We start from the raw sequence: 17,160 nt of genomic DNA on the forward strand, positions 1-17,160 counted from the left end.
TAGAAATACATTCAGACTTATACAAAAAACTTAAGAATCACCTGAATGACGGTAGCGTTAATTAAATCGACAAAGAATGCGCCACATAATGGAACAATCAAGAATGCCTTATGCGAAGGGCCATACATATTGGTAATGGCCTGCATATTCGCTACGGCAGTAGGTGTCGCCCCCATACCAAAACCGCAATGTCCTGCAGAAAGTACGGCAGCATCATAATTTTTGCCCATAACGCGGAAAGTCACAAATGCCGCATAAAATGCCATGGTTAATGTTTGAGCACCCAGAATAACCACCAATGGGCCAGCCAAATCAGACAATTGCCATAACTTCAAAGACAGTAATGCCATAGCGAGATAAAGCGATAGAGAGGCATTTCCGAATACATCAATTGCACGGTCGAAAATTCTAACTTTAAATATCCCTTCCAGCACATTTCGCAGAATTACACCGCCTGCTAAAGTCCATACAAAGGTCGGAAGCTCAAACCAGCTTCCTTTGCTAAAGCCAGTCATGAATTCAGCAAAAGCTAAACATGCCGCAAACATACCTAAAGTGGTAATCGCATTATCAGCCGTAATTAAACGCACCTGATGCGGATATTCAAATTGGGTAAATTCAGTTGAATCGGTATCGGCATTCAGTGTTGAATCACGGTCTTCTCTTTGCTTATTGCTACGTGGCTGGGCAAGTTGATGACGGTTAATCAACATTTTGGCCAAAGGACCGCCAATGATGCCACCAATGATTAAACCAAAAGTTGCACTGGCCATACCCAAGGCTAGAGCACCTTGAATGCCATGTTCAACTTCTAGAATTTCACCCCAAGCACCTGCCGTACCATGCCCACCCGTCAAGGTAATCGAACCCGCAATTAGGCCAATTAAAGGATCGATTCCTAGTAAAGTCGCTAAGCTAATACCGACAAAATCTTGCACGATAATAAATGAAGCCACACAAACCAGGAAAATCACCAGACCCAAACCACCTTCTTTTAACTTGCTAAAATTTGCACTTAGACCAATAGAGGCAAAGAAAATCAGCATAAAACTGGTTTGGAGTTCAGTACTCGTAGAGATGCTCAGACCCCAAATATTGTGCACAAATAGTGAAGCAATTGCAGCCACTAGGCCACCGGCCACGGGTTCGGGAATATTGTAACGTCTTAAAAAATCAATTTTATTGACAAGAAACCGTCCCAATAAAAGAACGATTACCGCTGCAATGAGCGTATAAAAGGCATTAAAAGTAAATTCCATCATCATTGTCCATAAAATAGTTGGATTCTTTTTGTTCTATAGCCTTAGTATTTCTTGAAAGAAAAAAAGCTCAAGAATCATTTGGTAAAGACCAAATAAAATAAAAGCTGTACAACAAAAAGGAATATAGAAAAATTCATTTTGATGAAACTACGAACAAGGAGATTATTTTTTCATAAAGATGAAAAATATAAAAAAGACGACGCAAGTTACCATATTGTTGGAATTCAAAGAAAGAACATTTCCTTAAATCCCTACTAACCCGCTTACTCATGAGAGATCGTCTCATTTAAAGCTTCTAGTCCTCATCATGCCAATTTCTGCAGGATATGCAAAAATAGACATGCATTTTCAGCGATGATAAAGCTATCACGCCAAGTAATGTTCAAAAAAGGATATATTATCCAGATTTTCTAATTAATGTCTCTGTTTTTTTACAATTTTGCTTATTGCGAAAAATCAGGCTGTTTAAAGTCTATTTCTTATAAATTAAAGATTTTTTATAAACAACTCATCATATTGTGAAAGCATAAATAAAAAGAGGCGAATAAATCGCCTCTTTTTTATTAGATATTTCTAAAATTTTTGATTAGAAATTATATTTCGCCATTAAACCTACACGGTTATCTTTAAATGACTGTCCAGCAAAGGTATCACGTTTGCCATTAAGGTATTCAATACCTAAGTCAATAGGCTTAACCGGTGAATAGATAAAGTTAATCCATGCTTGTTGTACTTCTTCATTCGCTGCAGTATTAAGTCGTGCGTAGTCAGTACCATCATCGGCAAAGTGTGCACCATATGCCAATGTTGAACGTAACTTAGGCGAAATTTTATAAGTTGCACCGACCTGAACAGCATTAAACTCATTCTGTTCAACACTGTTATTCACAGGATCAACTACATAAGCTGAATTACTGCCATATAAATAATTGCTGTTACCCACTACATGTGAAACATCTGCCGATACTTTTAAAGGATCAGTGATTTGATAATTCACCCCTGCAGCTATACCCCAGGCTGTTTGTTTCTCATCTGCAGCAGTTGATTTATAATTCTCAACTAACGCACGTGCAGAAACAGAACCTTTGCCTTCTGCAAAGCCCTGAGTTAATTTTGCAGTTAAGTTTGGCAGGCTGTATTTAATATCTGTAGCAGAACTATCACCCTTTTCTGCAGATATAAGTAACTGAGTAGCAGGAGCGAGCTTAAGGCTATAACGTACTTGAGGCATACGTGCTGTGCCACCACCGATATTGGTATTAAAGTCAATCATTTCTGGTGCATGATTAGACAAGAAGTTAGATGTGGTTTGACCAAATAACCAGTTGTTATAAGTTAAATAAGCATGACGGATACGTAAATTTTCAGTCGCACTTGCAAAGTCAACTTCAACTTTACCACCGACTTGTGCGTCCCCTACTGGGGTATTAAAATCAAGACCAATACGGGTAGTTTTCGCTGTCGCACGTAATTTATCTTTTGTCGTACCCGTACTAGTATGAACCGAGTTAAAATCGTTATCCGCACCTTCAATAATATAGTTGGCATCGCCACGAATGAAACCATATAGGTTTACACTTGAACCGGCTTTAGTTTTAAAGCCCGTTGTTAATTCAGGTTTAGCTGCTGGTGCGGCTGCAAGCTGAACAGGTTGAGCTTTAACTTGCTCAATTTGAGTTTGCTGCTGTTGTTGAACTTGATGTTGCTGTTGCATTAAAGATTTTAATGTTTCAACTTCTTGACGTAGTTCTTGAATTTGTTGTTGTTCAGTTTTTCCTGCATGTGCTGTGCTTACCATTACAGCAGTCACTGCTAATGCTAAACTTTTAGCCATCAATTTACCGTTGAGTAAGCGACTCATTCTAATCTCCAATTTAAATATTTCGCATCCGTGCATAACTGACCCTTAAAAACCCGAAAAATCAATGAAAAAATCATGATTTAAAATTATAAAAAGCTTTAAAAATCATTGCATTTTCTGCTTATTAGTACAGTGAAAAAGCTTAATGTATTATAAAAGTACAACATATGTAAGCTATATGTAGCCCTCAATCTATCAAGTTCTCTGCTTGATTAAAATCAGTTTTCTTAAGCAATGCTTGAAAAACAATCTTCTTTTTAGCTCTTTCTTTAAAAATAGTGAACAGATTCTTTAGCTTAGCAAAAAACCATACAAAGTCTCATGTTTAAATACTAGACTAATGTATATAGGGACTTAGTTCCAAAAAACTCATTTCAAAAAGAGTTTTTATGAATTTGCAACAAGTTCGCCATGTTGATGATGCGATTACTTCACGTCATTTCGTACGGGCTTTTTTAAATAAAGCGGTTGATCCGCAAATTATTAAAGACATTTTAACTGTGGCGAGTCGGGCACCCTCAGGCACCAATACACAACCTTGGAAAGTTTATGTGCTAACTGGGAAAAAACGTGATGAAATGATTGAACGGGTATATAAAGCACAAATGGAACTGACTACCCAGCCAGCACTTGCCAATCAATCCAAAGAGGCTTTTGCCGATTATCCAGAAACGTATATTTCACCGTTTATTGAGCGACGCCGTGAAAATGGCTGGGGTTTATATCGGTTATTAAATATCCAAAAAGGCGAAAAGAACAAATGGCGCGTCAACAATTGCGTAACTTTCAGTGATTCGATGCGCCTATCGCTCTATATTTTACCGTGAATAAGATTATAGGGATTGGCTCTAAAATGGATATTTCCATGCTGATTCAAAACATCATGATCGCGGCTAAAGCACGGGGTCTGGATAGCTGCCCTCAAGTGGCCTAGAATCATTTTGACGCCATTGTACTGGATGTACTGAATGCTCCGGAAGATGAAGAATTGGTCTGTACCATTGCCTTGGGTTATGCAGATCCGGACGATATCGTAAATAGCTTTATTACCCACGTATTGCAGTTGAAGAATTTACTGTATTTCTGGATAAGTAAGTGGGATAAATAAACCGGTTCAATTCATCTAACAATAAAAAGAGACCTTTAATAACGTCTCTTTTTATTACATTTTTTGTTTGAGCTTTTAAGCTTAAGTTTTTGCTTGCTCATGGGGTGTAGGCGGATTTAATTGCATGATCGCCAGCAAAGTGACAGCTACAAACATGAGCATCACTAAACCCATATTTAAAAGTGAATTCCAAATCAGGAAGTTCAGGATCACACCACCGAGTAAACCACAGGCAAACTGCATGCTCCCCATAATGGCACTGGCGGTTCCTGCACGCGACCCTTGTTCCGACATGGCCAAAGCCATCGCATTCGGTCCTGTAAAGCCAATCCCCGCAACCGCCAAAAACATGCCTGAGAGTACCATCCACAATGGGATCTGACCGATCAGACCGGCAATGGATAAAATAGATGCACCTATCAGTTGAAGCATGCCACCTATTTTCAAACGAGCGAGTACCGAAAATCGATGCGCCAGTTTTTTATTTAACGTAGATAACAACATAATACCAAAGGCATTTAAACCAAAGGCATAAGCGAATTGCTGCTGATTCAAACCATAATCATCCATCAATACCGAAGCCGATGAACTGATATAGCAAAATAATACGCCACCCGAAAAACAGCCCGCCAGCATCGGCACTCTAAAACTGCGATCAATAAAAATGGTCGCATATAGCCTGCATATCTGGTTGAGATTCAATTTTAAACGGCGTTCAGGCGTCAAGCTTTCTTTAAAGAAAAAGTGGACGCACAGCAAGCAGACCACACCCATCAACATTAAAAAGACGAAGACTGCCTGCCACGCAAAAAACTTCAATACGACTGCGCCTAGGCTTGGCGCAATAATCGGTGCAATCCCCATTACAATCATCATACTGGCAAAGGCTTGTGCAGAAGCTTGCATGTCCAAACGGTCACGAATAGCAGCCCGGGCAATCACTACCCCGACACAGCCCCCAACGGCCTGTAAAATACGCGCTGCAATTAAACTCCATTCATCAGTTGCAAAGACACATAACAGACTTGCTACGATATAAAGCATCAAACCAAAATACAGGGGCGGTTTACGGCCAATTCGATCGCTCAAAGGCCCATAAATCAGTTGTCCCAATGCCAGACCTAAAAAATAGGCAGGTAAAGTATTGGCCACTATTTGTGTACTAACCCCAAAATCATTTGCCATTTGCGGTAAGGCGGGTAGATACATATCTATGGATAAAGGACCCAAAGAGGTCAATAAAGCCAATAGAATGATCCAACTCGTCGCATACTGCTGTCTATCTATAATTTTCGACATCTGCTGTTATTCAAATTGAAGACTGTATATTTTCAAGTCTATACCGAACATAATAAAATTTCTGCTAAAGATAAGTGAATATTCATCTTATATTCATCATATAATCCGCATCGAAAAATAAAGCACTTTAAGGATTGGGGTTTGAATACTTGGTTGGTTCAGCTGAAAAAAGCAACCTATAACACCACATTTCTATACACAATACGTATGTTGATTATCTTTGGGGGAACTGCATTTTTTCCTTATTTAATCGGTAATCAAATACTTACTATTCCTCTTTCATTAGCAGTGGTTGCCGCAGGCTTAGGCGACATCGATGATCGCTTCTCGGTCAGAATAATGAATATGATTTATACCTACATTGGTTTTTTCATTACTGCCACTGCCGTACAGCTTTTATCTCCTTACCCCTTTGTGTTTGCGTGTGGCTTTATTGTCGCCTGTATCGGATGGATCTTATTGGGTTCATTGGGTAGAAGATATGCGTCAATATCATATGGATGCTTGGTGGTGACAGTCTATGCAATGCTGGGCGTACATCTATTTGAACCATGGTATGTACAACCAGCCCTGCTTGTTTCTGGCGCGGTCTGGTACGGTTTAATCTCTACGATCTTTTTTTTACTCTTCCCTATCCGCAGAGTACAAGATCAATTGTCCCTTTGCTATTCATCCTTAGCCGATGTGCTCTTTGCAAAATCAAATTTGTTTGATGTTGAAATGACAGCTCAAACATATCAGCGAAGTATGATTAGTTTGTCTTTTGAAAATAGTCATTTGGTGAGCATGTTCAATGAAATGCGTAGCACCTTATTAACTCGGCTGAAAGGTGACCGTGGCCGACTAGATACACGTCGAAGCCTGCAATATTATTTTGTAGCTCAAGATATACATGAACGTGCTGACTCCTCCCATTTTGATTATCTTAAACTTACCCAAATTTTCCAACATAGCGATATCATGTTCCGCTTTCAAAGGATCTTTTCTTTACAAGCAAAAGCCTGCAAGGATTTAAGCGATAGCATTTTACATGGTCATTTTTATAAACATAATCCAGAATTTGAAGTCAAGTTTCAAAACTTAAGAAGTTCAATCGAAAAACTTCGGGATGAGAAAACTTATGATCTAAGTTGGATTAATTCTTTAAGCTCTCTTTATCAAAATCTGAAAGCCATTGATCATCAACTGAATAATATCGAAACAGAACAACATATAAAACATGACCATGACAAATCTCTAGACCACCAATTAAATGATGATGACTTAAAAGGCTGGTCTGATATTGTGATTCGAGTCAGGCAAAACTTAACACCCGAATCTATTTTATTCAGGCATGCGATTCGTTTATCTACTGTTCTTTTTGTCGGTTATGTTCTGGTTGAGATTACCAATATTCCATCGGGTTTCTGGATTTTATTGACCTCAGTCTTTGTCTGTTTACCTAATTTCAATGCCACCAAACGTCGTTTATATTTAAGAATTTCAGGGACTTTTATCGGCATTATTATTGGTTATATTGTGCTTTATTTTGTACCTTCTTTGGTCGGACAACTATTAATACTCACGATTAGTGGTGCACTCTTCTTAGTATTGCGTAGTAAGCAATATGCGCAAGCTACCGCATTTATCACGATTTTAGCCTTAATTAATTTCAACTTTGATGGCGTAGGCTATGAAGCAGCTATTCCACGTTTAATCGATACAATTATTGGCTGTTTCCTCGCATGGCTCGGTATTCTGTTCATTTTTCCAGATTGGAAGTTTCGCAACTTACCAAGAACGATTCAGCGTTCCTTAAAATCGCAAAGTGAATATTTAGCAGAAGTGATTACTCAATATCGTGAAGGTCGAAATAATAGTTTAAATTATCGATTGGTGCGTCGTGCTGCCAATAATACAGATGCCGAGATTGCCTCACTCATTTCCACCCTTGAAACAGAGCCTGACTATGATCCAACGCATAAAGCTTTAGCATTCGAATTTTTATGTTTAAATCATACATTCTTAAGTTACATTGCCGCATTGGGCGCTCATCGTGAAATAATCGAAGCACCTCAAATTCTGGATTTACTTGATTTGGCATTGAAAGATATTGAACTTACTTTTTTGAGTGATGAAATGCCAAACCTCAATAGTTATACTGTCTTAAATACAGTACAGCAGCACTTAAATGAATCTGATCTTGATGTTTCTAAATCACTCATCGTTATTCAACAGCTTTCATTGATGTTTAGCATGTTGCCGCAATTGAACCATTTAAAACAACAGCTGTGCAGACCGAAAATCAATGATTTTGCAACGTCATAAACTTAACGATATAGATGCATAAACTATATAAAAAATATTTTTCCATAGTAGACTTCATTGAATACGTCTTTAAATCCATAAACGTATTCAAATGTTTTCAATATGTTTGACCTGAAAGTTTGATAAGGATTTAATCTTGAATAGCTGGCTCATTAGACTTCGTAAAGCAACCTATAACACAACATTCATGTACAACATCCGCATGATCATTGCTTTTTCGGGTACAGCCTTTGTTCCTTATCTTTTAGGTAACCAACTCCTCACCATCCCGTTGACCTTAGGCGTGGTCGCAGCTGGATTAAGTGATATTGACGACCGTTTTTCGGTTCGTATCATGAACCTGATTTATACTTATATCGGCTTTTTTATTACCGCCAGCTCGATTTACTTCTTATTTCCTTATCCGATTTTATTTGCCTTAGGCCTGATTGTTTCCTGTATTGGCTGGATTCTGCTGGGTTCACTGGGGCGTCGTTATGCCACCATTTCTTATGGTTGCCTGGTCATTTCAGTTTACTCGATGCTAGGTGTGGAGCTATTTGATAACTGGTATAGCCAACCCTTGCTTTTGGTGGCAGGTGCGGCATGGTATGGGCTGATTTCAACCATCAGTTTCTTGTTATTTCCAGTTCGCCAAGTACAAGATAAATTGTCGCAGTGTTATTCATCTCTGGGAGATTTTCTGTTTGCAAAATCGAATCTGTTTGATGTCGACATGACCCCAAACAGTTATCAACAAAGCATGATTGAGCTGTCTTTGGAAAATGGCAAACTGGTCGGCATTTTCAATGAAATGAAAACTGCGCTTTTGACCCGTTTAAAGGGTGACCGTGGACAAAAAGATACCCGTCGCAGCTTGCAATATTATTTTGTCGCGCAAGATATTCATGAACGTGCCGATTCAGCGCATATTGATTATCAAAAACTGGTTAAAATTTTTGAACATAGCGATATCCTGTTTCGCTTCCAACGAATTTTATTCATTCAAGCCAAAGCCTGTAAAGATTTAAGTTACAGTATTTTGCACCGTGAAACCTATCAGCATAACAAGCGCTTTAAGCCTGCCTTTGCCAATTTAAAACTCTCTTTAGAGAAATTACGTGCTGAACAACAATATGACCAAGTCTCGATCAACGCACTATTTTCCCTGTATCAAAATTTAAAGTCGATTGATGCCCAACTGCGTAATGTAGAAACCGAACGTTATATCAAGCTTGATAAAACCAAACATATTGAAAACCAGTTGAAAGATGACGACTTAAAAGGCTGGGATGATGTGGTGATCCGCATCAAACAGCACTTAACCCCGGAATCTGTGCTGTTTAGGCATGCAATACGGGTCTCGATTGTTCTGCTTATTGGTTATATTTTTGTTCAAGTAACCCAGATTGAATATGGCTACTGGATTTTACTGACTGCCCTTTTTGTCAGCCAACCGAACTTCAATGCCACCAAACGTCGTTTACGCCTGCGTATAGTCGGGACTTTAGTGGGTATTATTCTGGGTTATGCGGTTTTGTACTTTATCCCGTCAATTGAAGGTCAACTCTTATTATTAGTGTTGAGTGGCGTGCTGTTCTTTGAATTGCGCAGTAAACAGTATGCCCAGGCCACCGCGTTTATTACCATTCTTGCGCTGATTAATTTTAATCTGGATGGAATGGGCTTTGATGCCGCTTTACCCCGCATGATTAATACCTTAATTGGCTGTGCTTTGGCATGGTTTGGAGTCAGTTTTATTTTCCCCGACTGGAAGTTCCGCCGTCTCTCACGCACCATGAAGCGCTCATTGAGTGCGCAAATTGACTATCTTGCAGAAGTGATCGAACAGTATAAATATGGGCGTAATCACGGTCTTAAATATCGTGTGGTACGTCGTGCTGCAAACAATAATGATGCTGAAGTTGCCTCGCTGATTTCAACCTTAGCCACAGAGCCGGATATCGATCCCACACAAAAAAGTCTGGCTTTTGAATTCTTATGTTTGAATCACACCCTGCTAAGCTATATTGCCGCGCTCGGGGCACATCGTGAAAAAATACAGGATCAGGAAGTGTTAAACCTTTTAGATCTGGCTTTAGAGAATATCCAAGGTTCTTTATTAAAAGATGAAGTTCCCGATCTGACAGCACAAAACCTGCTGAATACGATTCGTCAACGCTTAAGCCAAAATAATGAAGATGATCAGAAATCGCTGATTGTTTTACAGCAATTATCTTTGATGCTAAGTATTCTGAAACAACTCAGTCGCTTAAAGCAAAGCTTGAGTCATGATCGAGATGATAAGGCCACCGAATTGGCCTCATTATAATTCGAATGATTTTGGAACAATATACTCACTGAATGGGTATAAATAATGCTAAACTTTTTACAGTTCTAGATTTGTTAATTCATTATGACCGCGAAAAATTTATACGCTTATACCCTACAGCCTGTGAACTATGAAATTTCAGAGGCTGAACAACGACAAGCTCAACTTGCTATTTGGCGTAGTACCAACAAAATTGGCACCAAGACTTGGATAATTATGGCGGTTGTGGCTGCGCTATCTATTGTTGGTATTATCCTGTTAAAGAACTATTCGACTATTTTTTGTTGGGTTGCTTTAGTCTGCGTCGTGGCGTACTTCCTCATCCGTAAATTCGGACTGGAATGGTATGTGAAACGTAAAATGAATGAGTTCCCTGTGCAGGAAATTAAGGGCATTCGTTTAGGTGTGCAACCCCACGGGCTGATCATGCGTCAAAAAATGGGTGCACAGGAAGGTATGGGTGCAATTGGCTGGAAAGATATTTATGAATGGTATAACACGCCTGACTTTATGTTGATTAATTTCAAGGTTAAAGGTCAGCAAGGTGCTTATATTTTGCCAAAACGCATGGATTCAAAGAATTTTTCATTCAATACCATCCGCAAGCATTTAAAAGAAACAGTGGGCGAAGCGAAACAGGTCTAAGCTCTGTTTTAATCAAAACGATTTAGCTAAAAACCTCCAAATTCTTGGGGGTTTTTTTAATTAAAATAATCATAAATGAGAATGAGAATAAATATTACCTGCAAAATCCTTATCATATTCTAGAAGTTCAGTTATAATTCGCGCTAATATCATCCACCTCCCGCATCTTCAGCTATGTTAAAAAAAATCTTTTTTCAGATCCACTGGTTCCTCGGGATAACCGCTGGCTTAATCCTCTCGATTATGGGGGTTACCGGTGCCATTTACTCATATGAACAACCGATTCAAAAATGGCTGAATCCAGATAGTTATACCGTACAAGCTGAAAATCGGGACAAGTTAACCCCTGCAGAACTGTATCAGTATTTTCATAAAGCTGATCCAGAGATGAAAATTAATAGCATCACTGTGGCCAAAGACCCGACTGCATCTTCCAGCATCAATATTGTCAAAGAAGGTGCACGTAAGGGTTATAGCATGATGATTAACCCCTACACTGCCGAAGTTTTACCAGAAATCAAAGGGCGAGAGTTCTTCCAGTTTGTTCAACAGTTGCATCGTAACTTGACCATTGGACCGGTAGGTAAGCAGATTACCGGTGCATGTACCCTGATGCTGCTGATTTTCATCTTCAGTGGTTTATACCTGCGTTGGCCTAAAAAACACTCTTTCAAACAATGGCTCATGATTAAACCACAACTCAAAGGTCGTAATTTCCTGTGGGACTTGCATGCCGTTGTGGGGACTTGGGTGGTTATTTTCTTCCTGATTATCGCGTGTACTGGCTTAACCTGGTCTTATGGCTGGTGGCGTAGCGGTCTGTATACCGTGATGGGTGTGGAACAGCAAAAAGAATCAAAAGGTGAAGCTCCACAGCGTGGTGCTGGTGAAGGCCGCAGTGAAGGTGGTGGAAATACCCCAAGGGGCAGTGAAGAACGTGGTGGCGCTGAACGTGCACAATCAGGTGAGAAAGGGCGAGCAACCCCTGAACAAGGTCCTCGTGGTGAAGGTCGTGACAAGCCGAGTCTAAGTCCTGAACAAATCAATCTGGCATTAACCCGGACATGGGCAGGCTTTAATGCCCAAGTCGGTCGTGATTATTCAAGCCTGACCCTCAACTTGCCGAAAAAAGCCAATGGCGAAGTTGAACTGAGTTTCGTTGATGCTGTTCCGCAACATGAACGTGCGCGTAATAAAGCCACATTTGACTATAAAACTTCATCCATTCAAAACATGGAAATTTATGAAGATAAAAAGTTAAATGAAAAAATCATGAGCAGTATGTTGCCGGTTCACAGAGGTAGTTTCTTTGGTCCCGTGTATCAATTTATGGCAATGCTGGCCGCTCTGTCTATGCCATTGTTCTTTGTCACCGGCTGGATGCTGTATCTTAAACGCCGCAAACAAAAGAAACTGACTCAGGCTGCGCGTAATAGCTTGACTGCTGTCAGTATGGATCCAAATGCCAAACCTTGGCTGATTGCCTACGCCACCCAAACCGGCATTTCTGAACAACTGGCTTGGCGTACTGCGACCAGCTTACAAGAAGCTCGGCAACCTGTAACAGTGAAATCAGTACAGCATTTAAGCAGCGATGATTTAAAAAATACTGAACAGGTCTTATTTGTCGCCAGCACGTATGGCACAGGTGAAGCACCAGATTTAGCTTCAGGTTTTGCCAAAAAGATACTTTCATCACAAGTGGATTTAAGCCATCTACACTATGCAGTGTTAGCCTTGGGCTCTCGCGAATATCCGGAGACTTTCTGTAGCTTTGGGCATGAAATTGATGCATGGTTAAAGCGAAATGGGGCACAGCAATTGTTCGCCACCATTGAGGTGGATAATGCCAACAATCAGCAAATTCAGGCATGGAACAGCGCTTTAGCCAAAGTCACCAAACTTGAGTTGCAAACCATGAATATCGAAAAAACATTCGATAGCTGGACATTAAGTAAACGTGATCTGCTCAATCCAAACAGCTTAGGTGCACCTGCATTTAATATCGAATTGAAGCCGACCCATGAAGTGATTTGGCAAGCCGGTGATATTGCAGAGATTCAGCCGGGTAATAGTTCTGAACGTATTATTCAGTTTATGCAAAAATATCAAATCTCGGCACAGACTCAAGTGGATTCATTACAAGTAAGTATTGAGCAAGCACTATGGGATAGAGATTTAACCATAGATATTGAACCTTTTGCCAATATGGAGCATTTACTGGAACAACTGAATCCCCTGCCTTCTCGTGAATATTCAATTGCCAGTATTCCATCACAACAAGTGCTGCGTTTAGTCGTGCGTCAACAATCAGATACTCAGGGGCAATTGGGCCTAGGTTCAGGCTGGCTGACTCAACATGCCGCAATAAATAGTGAAATTGCACTGCGTATTCGTACCAATGAATCCTTCCATCTGATTGATGACAATCGTCCGGTAATTTGCATTGGTAACGGTACAGGTCTTGCAGGATTGATGAGCCTGTTACATGCGCGTACCCGTCAAAATTACAGCCAAAACTGGCTGATTTTTGGTGAACGTCAACGTGAGCATGACTTCTTTTATCAAAGCACAATTGAAGCTTGGCAAACCACAGGCATGTTACAACGCCTCGACTTAGCCTTCTCACGTGATCAAGAAAAAAAAATTTATGTGCACCACAAACTACGTGAGCAAGCCCAAGAACTTAAAGTCTGGGTGGATCATGGTGCGGTAATCTATGTTTGCGGTAGTATCAATGGTATGGCCAGTGATGTTGATCAAGCCCTGATTGATATTCTGGGTGAAGGAACAGTCGATCAGCTTCGTCACGAAGGCCGTTACCGTCGTGACGTTTACTAAATAATTAAAGCCGATAAAAAACCGAGCCTTAGCGCTCGGTTTTTTATGCTTTAAGCATCCAATTTGTTTAAACTAACAACAACAATCACCCAGAGCCAGCGTATGTCAGACCTTCTAAAACGTAGCTTCAGTTTGATCATAGGCAGTTTCTTGGCACTGGATGGCTTATGGTTACTTTCACTCGATAAAAGTCATTTAGGCATTATTCTTCCGTTGATTATCGGTATGGGATTAATCCTGTATGCCCTATGTTTTAAGTGGATTCAAAAAGTGATCCAAGTCAGTCAATTACGCCAGACTTTATGGCGTTACGCCTGGACAGGATTCTTTCTGTGGCTTGGCACATTGTTAATTTTTTTCGTTTATCTGCAATATACGATTCAGCAGAACACGACAGCACAACCAGCAGCCGCAATTATTGTACTCGGTAGTGGCATAGAAAATGAGCAACCGTCTCCAACTTTAAAACAACGTTTAGAGGTCGCCGCTACATATGCCAAGCACTATCCTCAAACGATCATGGTGATGACTGGAGGTTTAGGATTTAAGGAACAGATGACTGAAGCAGAAGTGATGTCTGAATATATGCAAAAACAGCATCAGATTGAGCCAGCGCGCATTTTATTAGAAGATCAAAGTACCAGTACCCAAGAAAACCTACGCAATGTGCAGCCTCTGCTTAGAGCACATCACATTAATCTGAATGAGCCAATTGTCATTGCGACCAGTGACTTTCATATTTTGCGCGCCAAAGCCATAGCCAAACATCAAGGCTATCAGCAGATTCTGACTATAAGTGCACCAACACCTTTGTATATTCGCTATAACTCGTGGTTACGGGAATATTTTTCTTTTCTTAGCGGCTGGTTATTGCAAGAATACTAAAATCAGTTCAAACGAATGCTGCGTGGCATAGGCAACTTGGTATCTCTAAATAATTCGGGTTTTTGCAAATAAATCTGATACAGATAATTCTTCATATCTAATAATAATTTTTCAGGAGCCACCAAGACATTCTGTCCTTCAGGCGTTAAATCCATCGAAACACAAGTATTTTCCTGACGTAAGAAAGGGATGACTTTTTCAATAAAATCTTTGAGTGAAATCTCCTGAATTTGATAATTTTTCCAATTATCCTTAATCAGCAACTTTGCCAGACTTTTATGTTGCCAAACTGCAAATGCACGCTGACCTGTAGGGGTAGCGCATAAAGCCCAGCCGTCATCATATAAAGCACTAACAGAACCTTGAGCAACGATCGTTTCAATGAATTGTTTATAAATGTCTTGAGCATTATAGGTATTATTTTGATTTTTTGACGCAGCTTTGCGTTGATATGGATTTCTCATAGTTTTTCAATATTTAAAATTATTATAGTCTTGAGATTCTATGAAAAAAACATGATTTGAGCAAGGAGAATATATGGTGGGCGCTGACGGGATCGAACCGCCGACATTCTGCTTGTAAGGCAGACGCTCTACCAACTGAGCTAAGCGCCCTTGAGGAATAAAAACAGCATGGCCATTTTTATGACGCAAGAAAGAAATCTTGCTGGATGTAACCATAATCTAGCACAAGGAATCTAGAAAATGGCGCAGCGGACGGGACTCGAACCCGCGACCCTCGGCGTGACAGGCCGATATTCTAACCAACTGAACTACCGCTGCACGGCAAACTTATAAATAAGTTTCATATCCGAAGATATGGTGGGCGCTGACGGGATCGAACCGCCGACATTCTGCTTGTAAGGCAGACGCTCTACCAACTGAGCTAAGCGCCCTTAACGGGTGTTGCATTTTCGATTTTAAGGATGGCGCAGCGGACGGGACTCGAACCCGCGACCCCCGGCGTGACAGGCCGGTATTCTAACCAACTGAACTACCGCTGCATCGCAAAAAATCTGGTGGGCGCTGACGGGATCGAACCGCCGACATTCTGCTTGTAAGGCAGACGCTCTACCAACTGAGCTAAGCGCCCTTAAGAGGTCTATCATGTAAATGGCGCAGCGGACGGGACTCGAACCCGCGACCCTCGGCGTGACAGGCCGATATTCTAACCAACTGAACTACCGCTGCACTTACATAATATCGCTATTAAAGTACAAACAACTTGTTATCTGAATTAAGTGGCGCAGCGGACGGGACTCGAACCCGCGACCCTCGGCGTGACAGGCCGATATTCTAACCAACTGAACTACCGCTGCACTTAAAACATTTAACGTAAAGGCTTGGTGGGCGCTGACGGGATCGAACCGCCGACATTCTGCTTGTAAGGCAGACGCTCTACCAACTGAGCTAAGCGCCCTTTACGACTTCATCGTTTGTGTGGTGCATTATAGAGAATCTATGCAGCCTGTCAAACGCTTTTCTGCCTGTTTTTGGTATTTTACGTTTGAGTGATTAAAAAATAGGTTAATCGCTATAAAAACAAACAATTTCTGTGATTTATTTAGAATTTTCTGCAAAAATTTATACATTCATACTTTAGTTTTGACTTAAAAACGCTCAAGCTTTTTGAACAATCGGAAAATAATGCTATTTATCCACCAACATACATAGCAGAGTTATCACTTTTCATCTTTTAACCTGTTGCTTTAGATATTTGTGCGGATTTTACAGTCAATTGAATGCAAACTATGTTCTGAAATAAAGACCAATGCTTGCTCAGGAATAAGATCGAACAATTCAATCACATCTTCATTGCGCATCCGGATACAACCATGTGACATCGGGATACCCATCGGTTCAGTGTCTGGGGTGCCATGAATATAGATATAACGCTTAAATGTGTCACAGCCCTCTCCCTGATTAAAGTTCTCTTGCAAACCACTTAACCAGAGAATACGGGATAGGATCCAATCCCGTTCAGGGAATTGGGTCGCCAATGCTTCATCATACACTTCACCAGTTTCCTGTCGCGCTTTAAAAACGGCATTTTTAGGGGCAGCATAACCAAATTTAAGCGCGACCTTGTGCCAGCCTCGAGGTGTCTTGCCTGAGTTTTCCTGCTCACCAATACCGTTCTTAGCTGAAGAAATCACATAAAACTTATTATGTTTTGGCAAGCTTAAAGTTTGTCCGGTTAAATCAATCCAGACATCTGCTTGTTCTAAAGAATATGACATGACAGGTATTACTCTGCTTCTTTGATCTGTTCATTGGAAGGTTCAGGACGTAGCCACAGCCAAATGGAAACCGAAAGCATGGTCAAATCGGTAAATACTTTGACCAACAACGGCGCATTAGTAAACAGCATGATGATAGCGCTGATCAGCATCATGATACTGGCCAACCATTTTGCTTTACGCGGCACAGTTCCTTTTTCACGCCAAGATCGCAATGTTGGACCATATTTAGGATGATTGAGTAACCATGCATCCATTTGCGGCCAACCTTTTGAGGCTGACCATGCAGCGAGAATAAGAAATACTGTTGTTGGCATACCCGGTAAAAGTGCTCCGATAAAGCCCAGGATGAGGAAAATCATCACCAAACTCCGCCAAAACAACATCTTCATAGCACTGCCC

Annotated in this window: 11 protein-coding genes, 8 tRNA genes and 1 pseudogene; 6 read left to right on the plus strand and 14 right to left on the minus strand. The window is 40.5% G+C overall.

Features of this window, described 5'->3' with window-relative positions; all coding sequences use genetic code 11:
* Positions 1-17: 17 nt before the first annotated feature.
* Positions 18-1,259, minus strand: coding sequence for a sodium/glutamate symporter (gene gltS / locus E0H80_RS09015; RefSeq protein ID WP_131365069.1), 1,242 nt, complete (start codon positions 1,257-1,259; stop codon positions 18-20).
* A 589-nt stretch (positions 1,260-1,848) separates the two neighbouring features.
* Positions 1,849-3,123 carry a DcaP family trimeric outer membrane transporter gene (locus tag E0H80_RS09020; RefSeq protein WP_131365071.1) on the minus strand — a complete coding sequence of 425 codons (1,275 nt, stop codon included), beginning with the start codon at positions 3,121-3,123 and terminating at the stop codon, positions 1,849-1,851.
* Between the two features lie 389 nt (positions 3,124-3,512).
* Between E0H80_RS09020 and E0H80_RS09025 the strand changes: the two are divergent.
* Positions 3,513-4,218: pseudogene (locus E0H80_RS09025) on the plus strand (nitroreductase).
* Positions 4,219-4,312: 94 nt separating this feature from the next.
* Here E0H80_RS09025 and E0H80_RS09030 read toward each other — a convergent pair.
* Positions 4,313-5,530 carry a multidrug effflux MFS transporter gene (locus tag E0H80_RS09030; protein ID WP_131365073.1) on the minus strand — a complete coding sequence of 406 codons (1,218 nt, stop codon included), beginning with the start codon at positions 5,528-5,530 and terminating at the stop codon, positions 4,313-4,315.
* Positions 5,531-5,671: 141 nt separating this feature from the next.
* Here E0H80_RS09030 and yccS (E0H80_RS09035) point away from each other — a divergent pair, with 141 nt between their 5' ends.
* The 5 genes from yccS (E0H80_RS09035) to E0H80_RS09055 all read left to right on the plus strand — a co-directional run bounded on the left by yccS (E0H80_RS09035) (position 5,672) and on the right by E0H80_RS09055 (position 14,519).
* A complete protein-coding gene (gene yccS, locus E0H80_RS09035; protein ID WP_131365076.1) occupies positions 5,672-7,837 on the plus strand; it encodes a YccS family putative transporter in 2,166 nt (721 codons plus the stop codon).
* Positions 7,838-7,973: 136 nt separating this feature from the next.
* Positions 7,974-10,148: a YccS family putative transporter gene (gene yccS / locus E0H80_RS09040; RefSeq protein WP_131365078.1), complete on the plus strand. Its 2,175-nt coding sequence runs from the start codon at positions 7,974-7,976 to the stop codon at positions 10,146-10,148.
* Positions 10,149-10,232: 84 nt separating this feature from the next.
* The gene (locus E0H80_RS09045) at positions 10,233-10,793 is read left to right on the plus strand and encodes a YcxB family protein (RefSeq protein WP_067868307.1); all 561 of its coding nucleotides are present in this window, start codon (positions 10,233-10,235) and stop codon (positions 10,791-10,793) included.
* Between the two features lie 174 nt (positions 10,794-10,967).
* Positions 10,968-13,634 (plus strand): PepSY domain-containing protein, encoded by a 2,667-nt coding sequence (locus E0H80_RS09050; protein ID WP_131365081.1) that lies wholly within the window; start codon positions 10,968-10,970, stop codon positions 13,632-13,634.
* A gap of 102 nt (positions 13,635-13,736) precedes the next feature.
* Entirely contained in the window at positions 13,737-14,519 is a 783-nt protein-coding gene (locus E0H80_RS09055; protein WP_131365083.1) for a YdcF family protein, read from the plus strand.
* Between the two features lie 2 nt (positions 14,520-14,521).
* On the opposite strand, the gene E0H80_RS09060 is transcribed toward E0H80_RS09055, so the two are convergent.
* From E0H80_RS09060 to E0H80_RS09110, 11 genes are all read right to left on the minus strand, one after another.
* Positions 14,522-14,983 (minus strand): DUF2750 domain-containing protein, encoded by a 462-nt coding sequence (locus E0H80_RS09060; RefSeq protein ID WP_067868316.1) that lies wholly within the window; start codon positions 14,981-14,983, stop codon positions 14,522-14,524.
* Positions 14,984-15,057: 74 nt separating this feature from the next.
* A tRNA-Val gene (locus E0H80_RS09065) sits at positions 15,058-15,133 on the minus strand.
* Positions 15,134-15,224: 91 nt separating this feature from the next.
* A tRNA-Asp gene (locus tag E0H80_RS09070) sits at positions 15,225-15,301 on the minus strand.
* 37 nt (positions 15,302-15,338) lie between these two features.
* Positions 15,339-15,414, minus strand: a tRNA-Val gene (locus tag E0H80_RS09075).
* 31 nt (positions 15,415-15,445) lie between these two features.
* Positions 15,446-15,522: transfer RNA gene (locus E0H80_RS09080), tRNA-Asp, on the minus strand.
* 13 nt (positions 15,523-15,535) lie between these two features.
* Positions 15,536-15,611 (minus strand) — tRNA-Val (locus tag E0H80_RS09085).
* 21 nt (positions 15,612-15,632) lie between these two features.
* Positions 15,633-15,709, minus strand: a tRNA-Asp gene (locus tag E0H80_RS09090).
* Between the two features lie 51 nt (positions 15,710-15,760).
* Positions 15,761-15,837 (minus strand) — tRNA-Asp (locus E0H80_RS09095).
* A gap of 25 nt (positions 15,838-15,862) precedes the next feature.
* Positions 15,863-15,938, minus strand: a tRNA-Val gene (locus E0H80_RS09100).
* 289 nt (positions 15,939-16,227) lie between these two features.
* Entirely contained in the window at positions 16,228-16,758 is a 531-nt protein-coding gene (elsL, locus tag E0H80_RS09105) for a cell wall-recycling L,D-carboxypeptidase ElsL (protein WP_131365085.1), read from the minus strand.
* 8 nt (positions 16,759-16,766) lie between these two features.
* Positions 16,767-17,150 (minus strand): YbaN family protein, encoded by a 384-nt coding sequence (locus tag E0H80_RS09110; protein WP_131365088.1) that lies wholly within the window; start codon positions 17,148-17,150, stop codon positions 16,767-16,769.
* Positions 17,151-17,160: the final 10 nt, after the last annotated feature.

The organism is Acinetobacter sp. ANC 4779 (assembly GCF_004331055.1).
GTDB lineage: Bacteria > Pseudomonadota > Gammaproteobacteria > Pseudomonadales > Moraxellaceae > Acinetobacter.

Excerpts from the sequence above, each read along its gene's own strand:
- gltS (WP_131365069.1), bottom strand. The coding sequence starts at position 1,259 with ATGGAATTTACTTTTAATGCCTTTTATACGCTCATTGCAGCGGTAATC.
- E0H80_RS09020 (WP_131365071.1), bottom strand. The coding sequence starts at position 3,123 with ATGAGTCGCTTACTCAACGGTAAATTGATGGCTAAAAGTTTAGCATTA.
- E0H80_RS09030 (WP_131365073.1), bottom strand. The coding sequence starts at position 5,530 with ATGTCGAAAATTATAGATAGACAGCAGTATGCGACGAGTTGGATCATT.
- E0H80_RS09045 (WP_067868307.1), top strand. The coding sequence starts at position 10,233 with ATGACCGCGAAAAATTTATACGCTTATACCCTACAGCCTGTGAACTAT.
- E0H80_RS09050 (WP_131365081.1), top strand. The coding sequence starts at position 10,968 with ATGTTAAAAAAAATCTTTTTTCAGATCCACTGGTTCCTCGGGATAACC.
- E0H80_RS09055 (WP_131365083.1), top strand. The coding sequence starts at position 13,737 with ATGTCAGACCTTCTAAAACGTAGCTTCAGTTTGATCATAGGCAGTTTC.
- E0H80_RS09060 (WP_067868316.1), bottom strand. The coding sequence starts at position 14,983 with ATGAGAAATCCATATCAACGCAAAGCTGCGTCAAAAAATCAAAATAAT.
- elsL (WP_131365085.1), bottom strand. The coding sequence starts at position 16,758 with ATGTCATATTCTTTAGAACAAGCAGATGTCTGGATTGATTTAACCGGA.
- E0H80_RS09110 (WP_131365088.1), bottom strand. The coding sequence starts at position 17,150 with ATGAAGATGTTGTTTTGGCGGAGTTTGGTGATGATTTTCCTCATCCTG.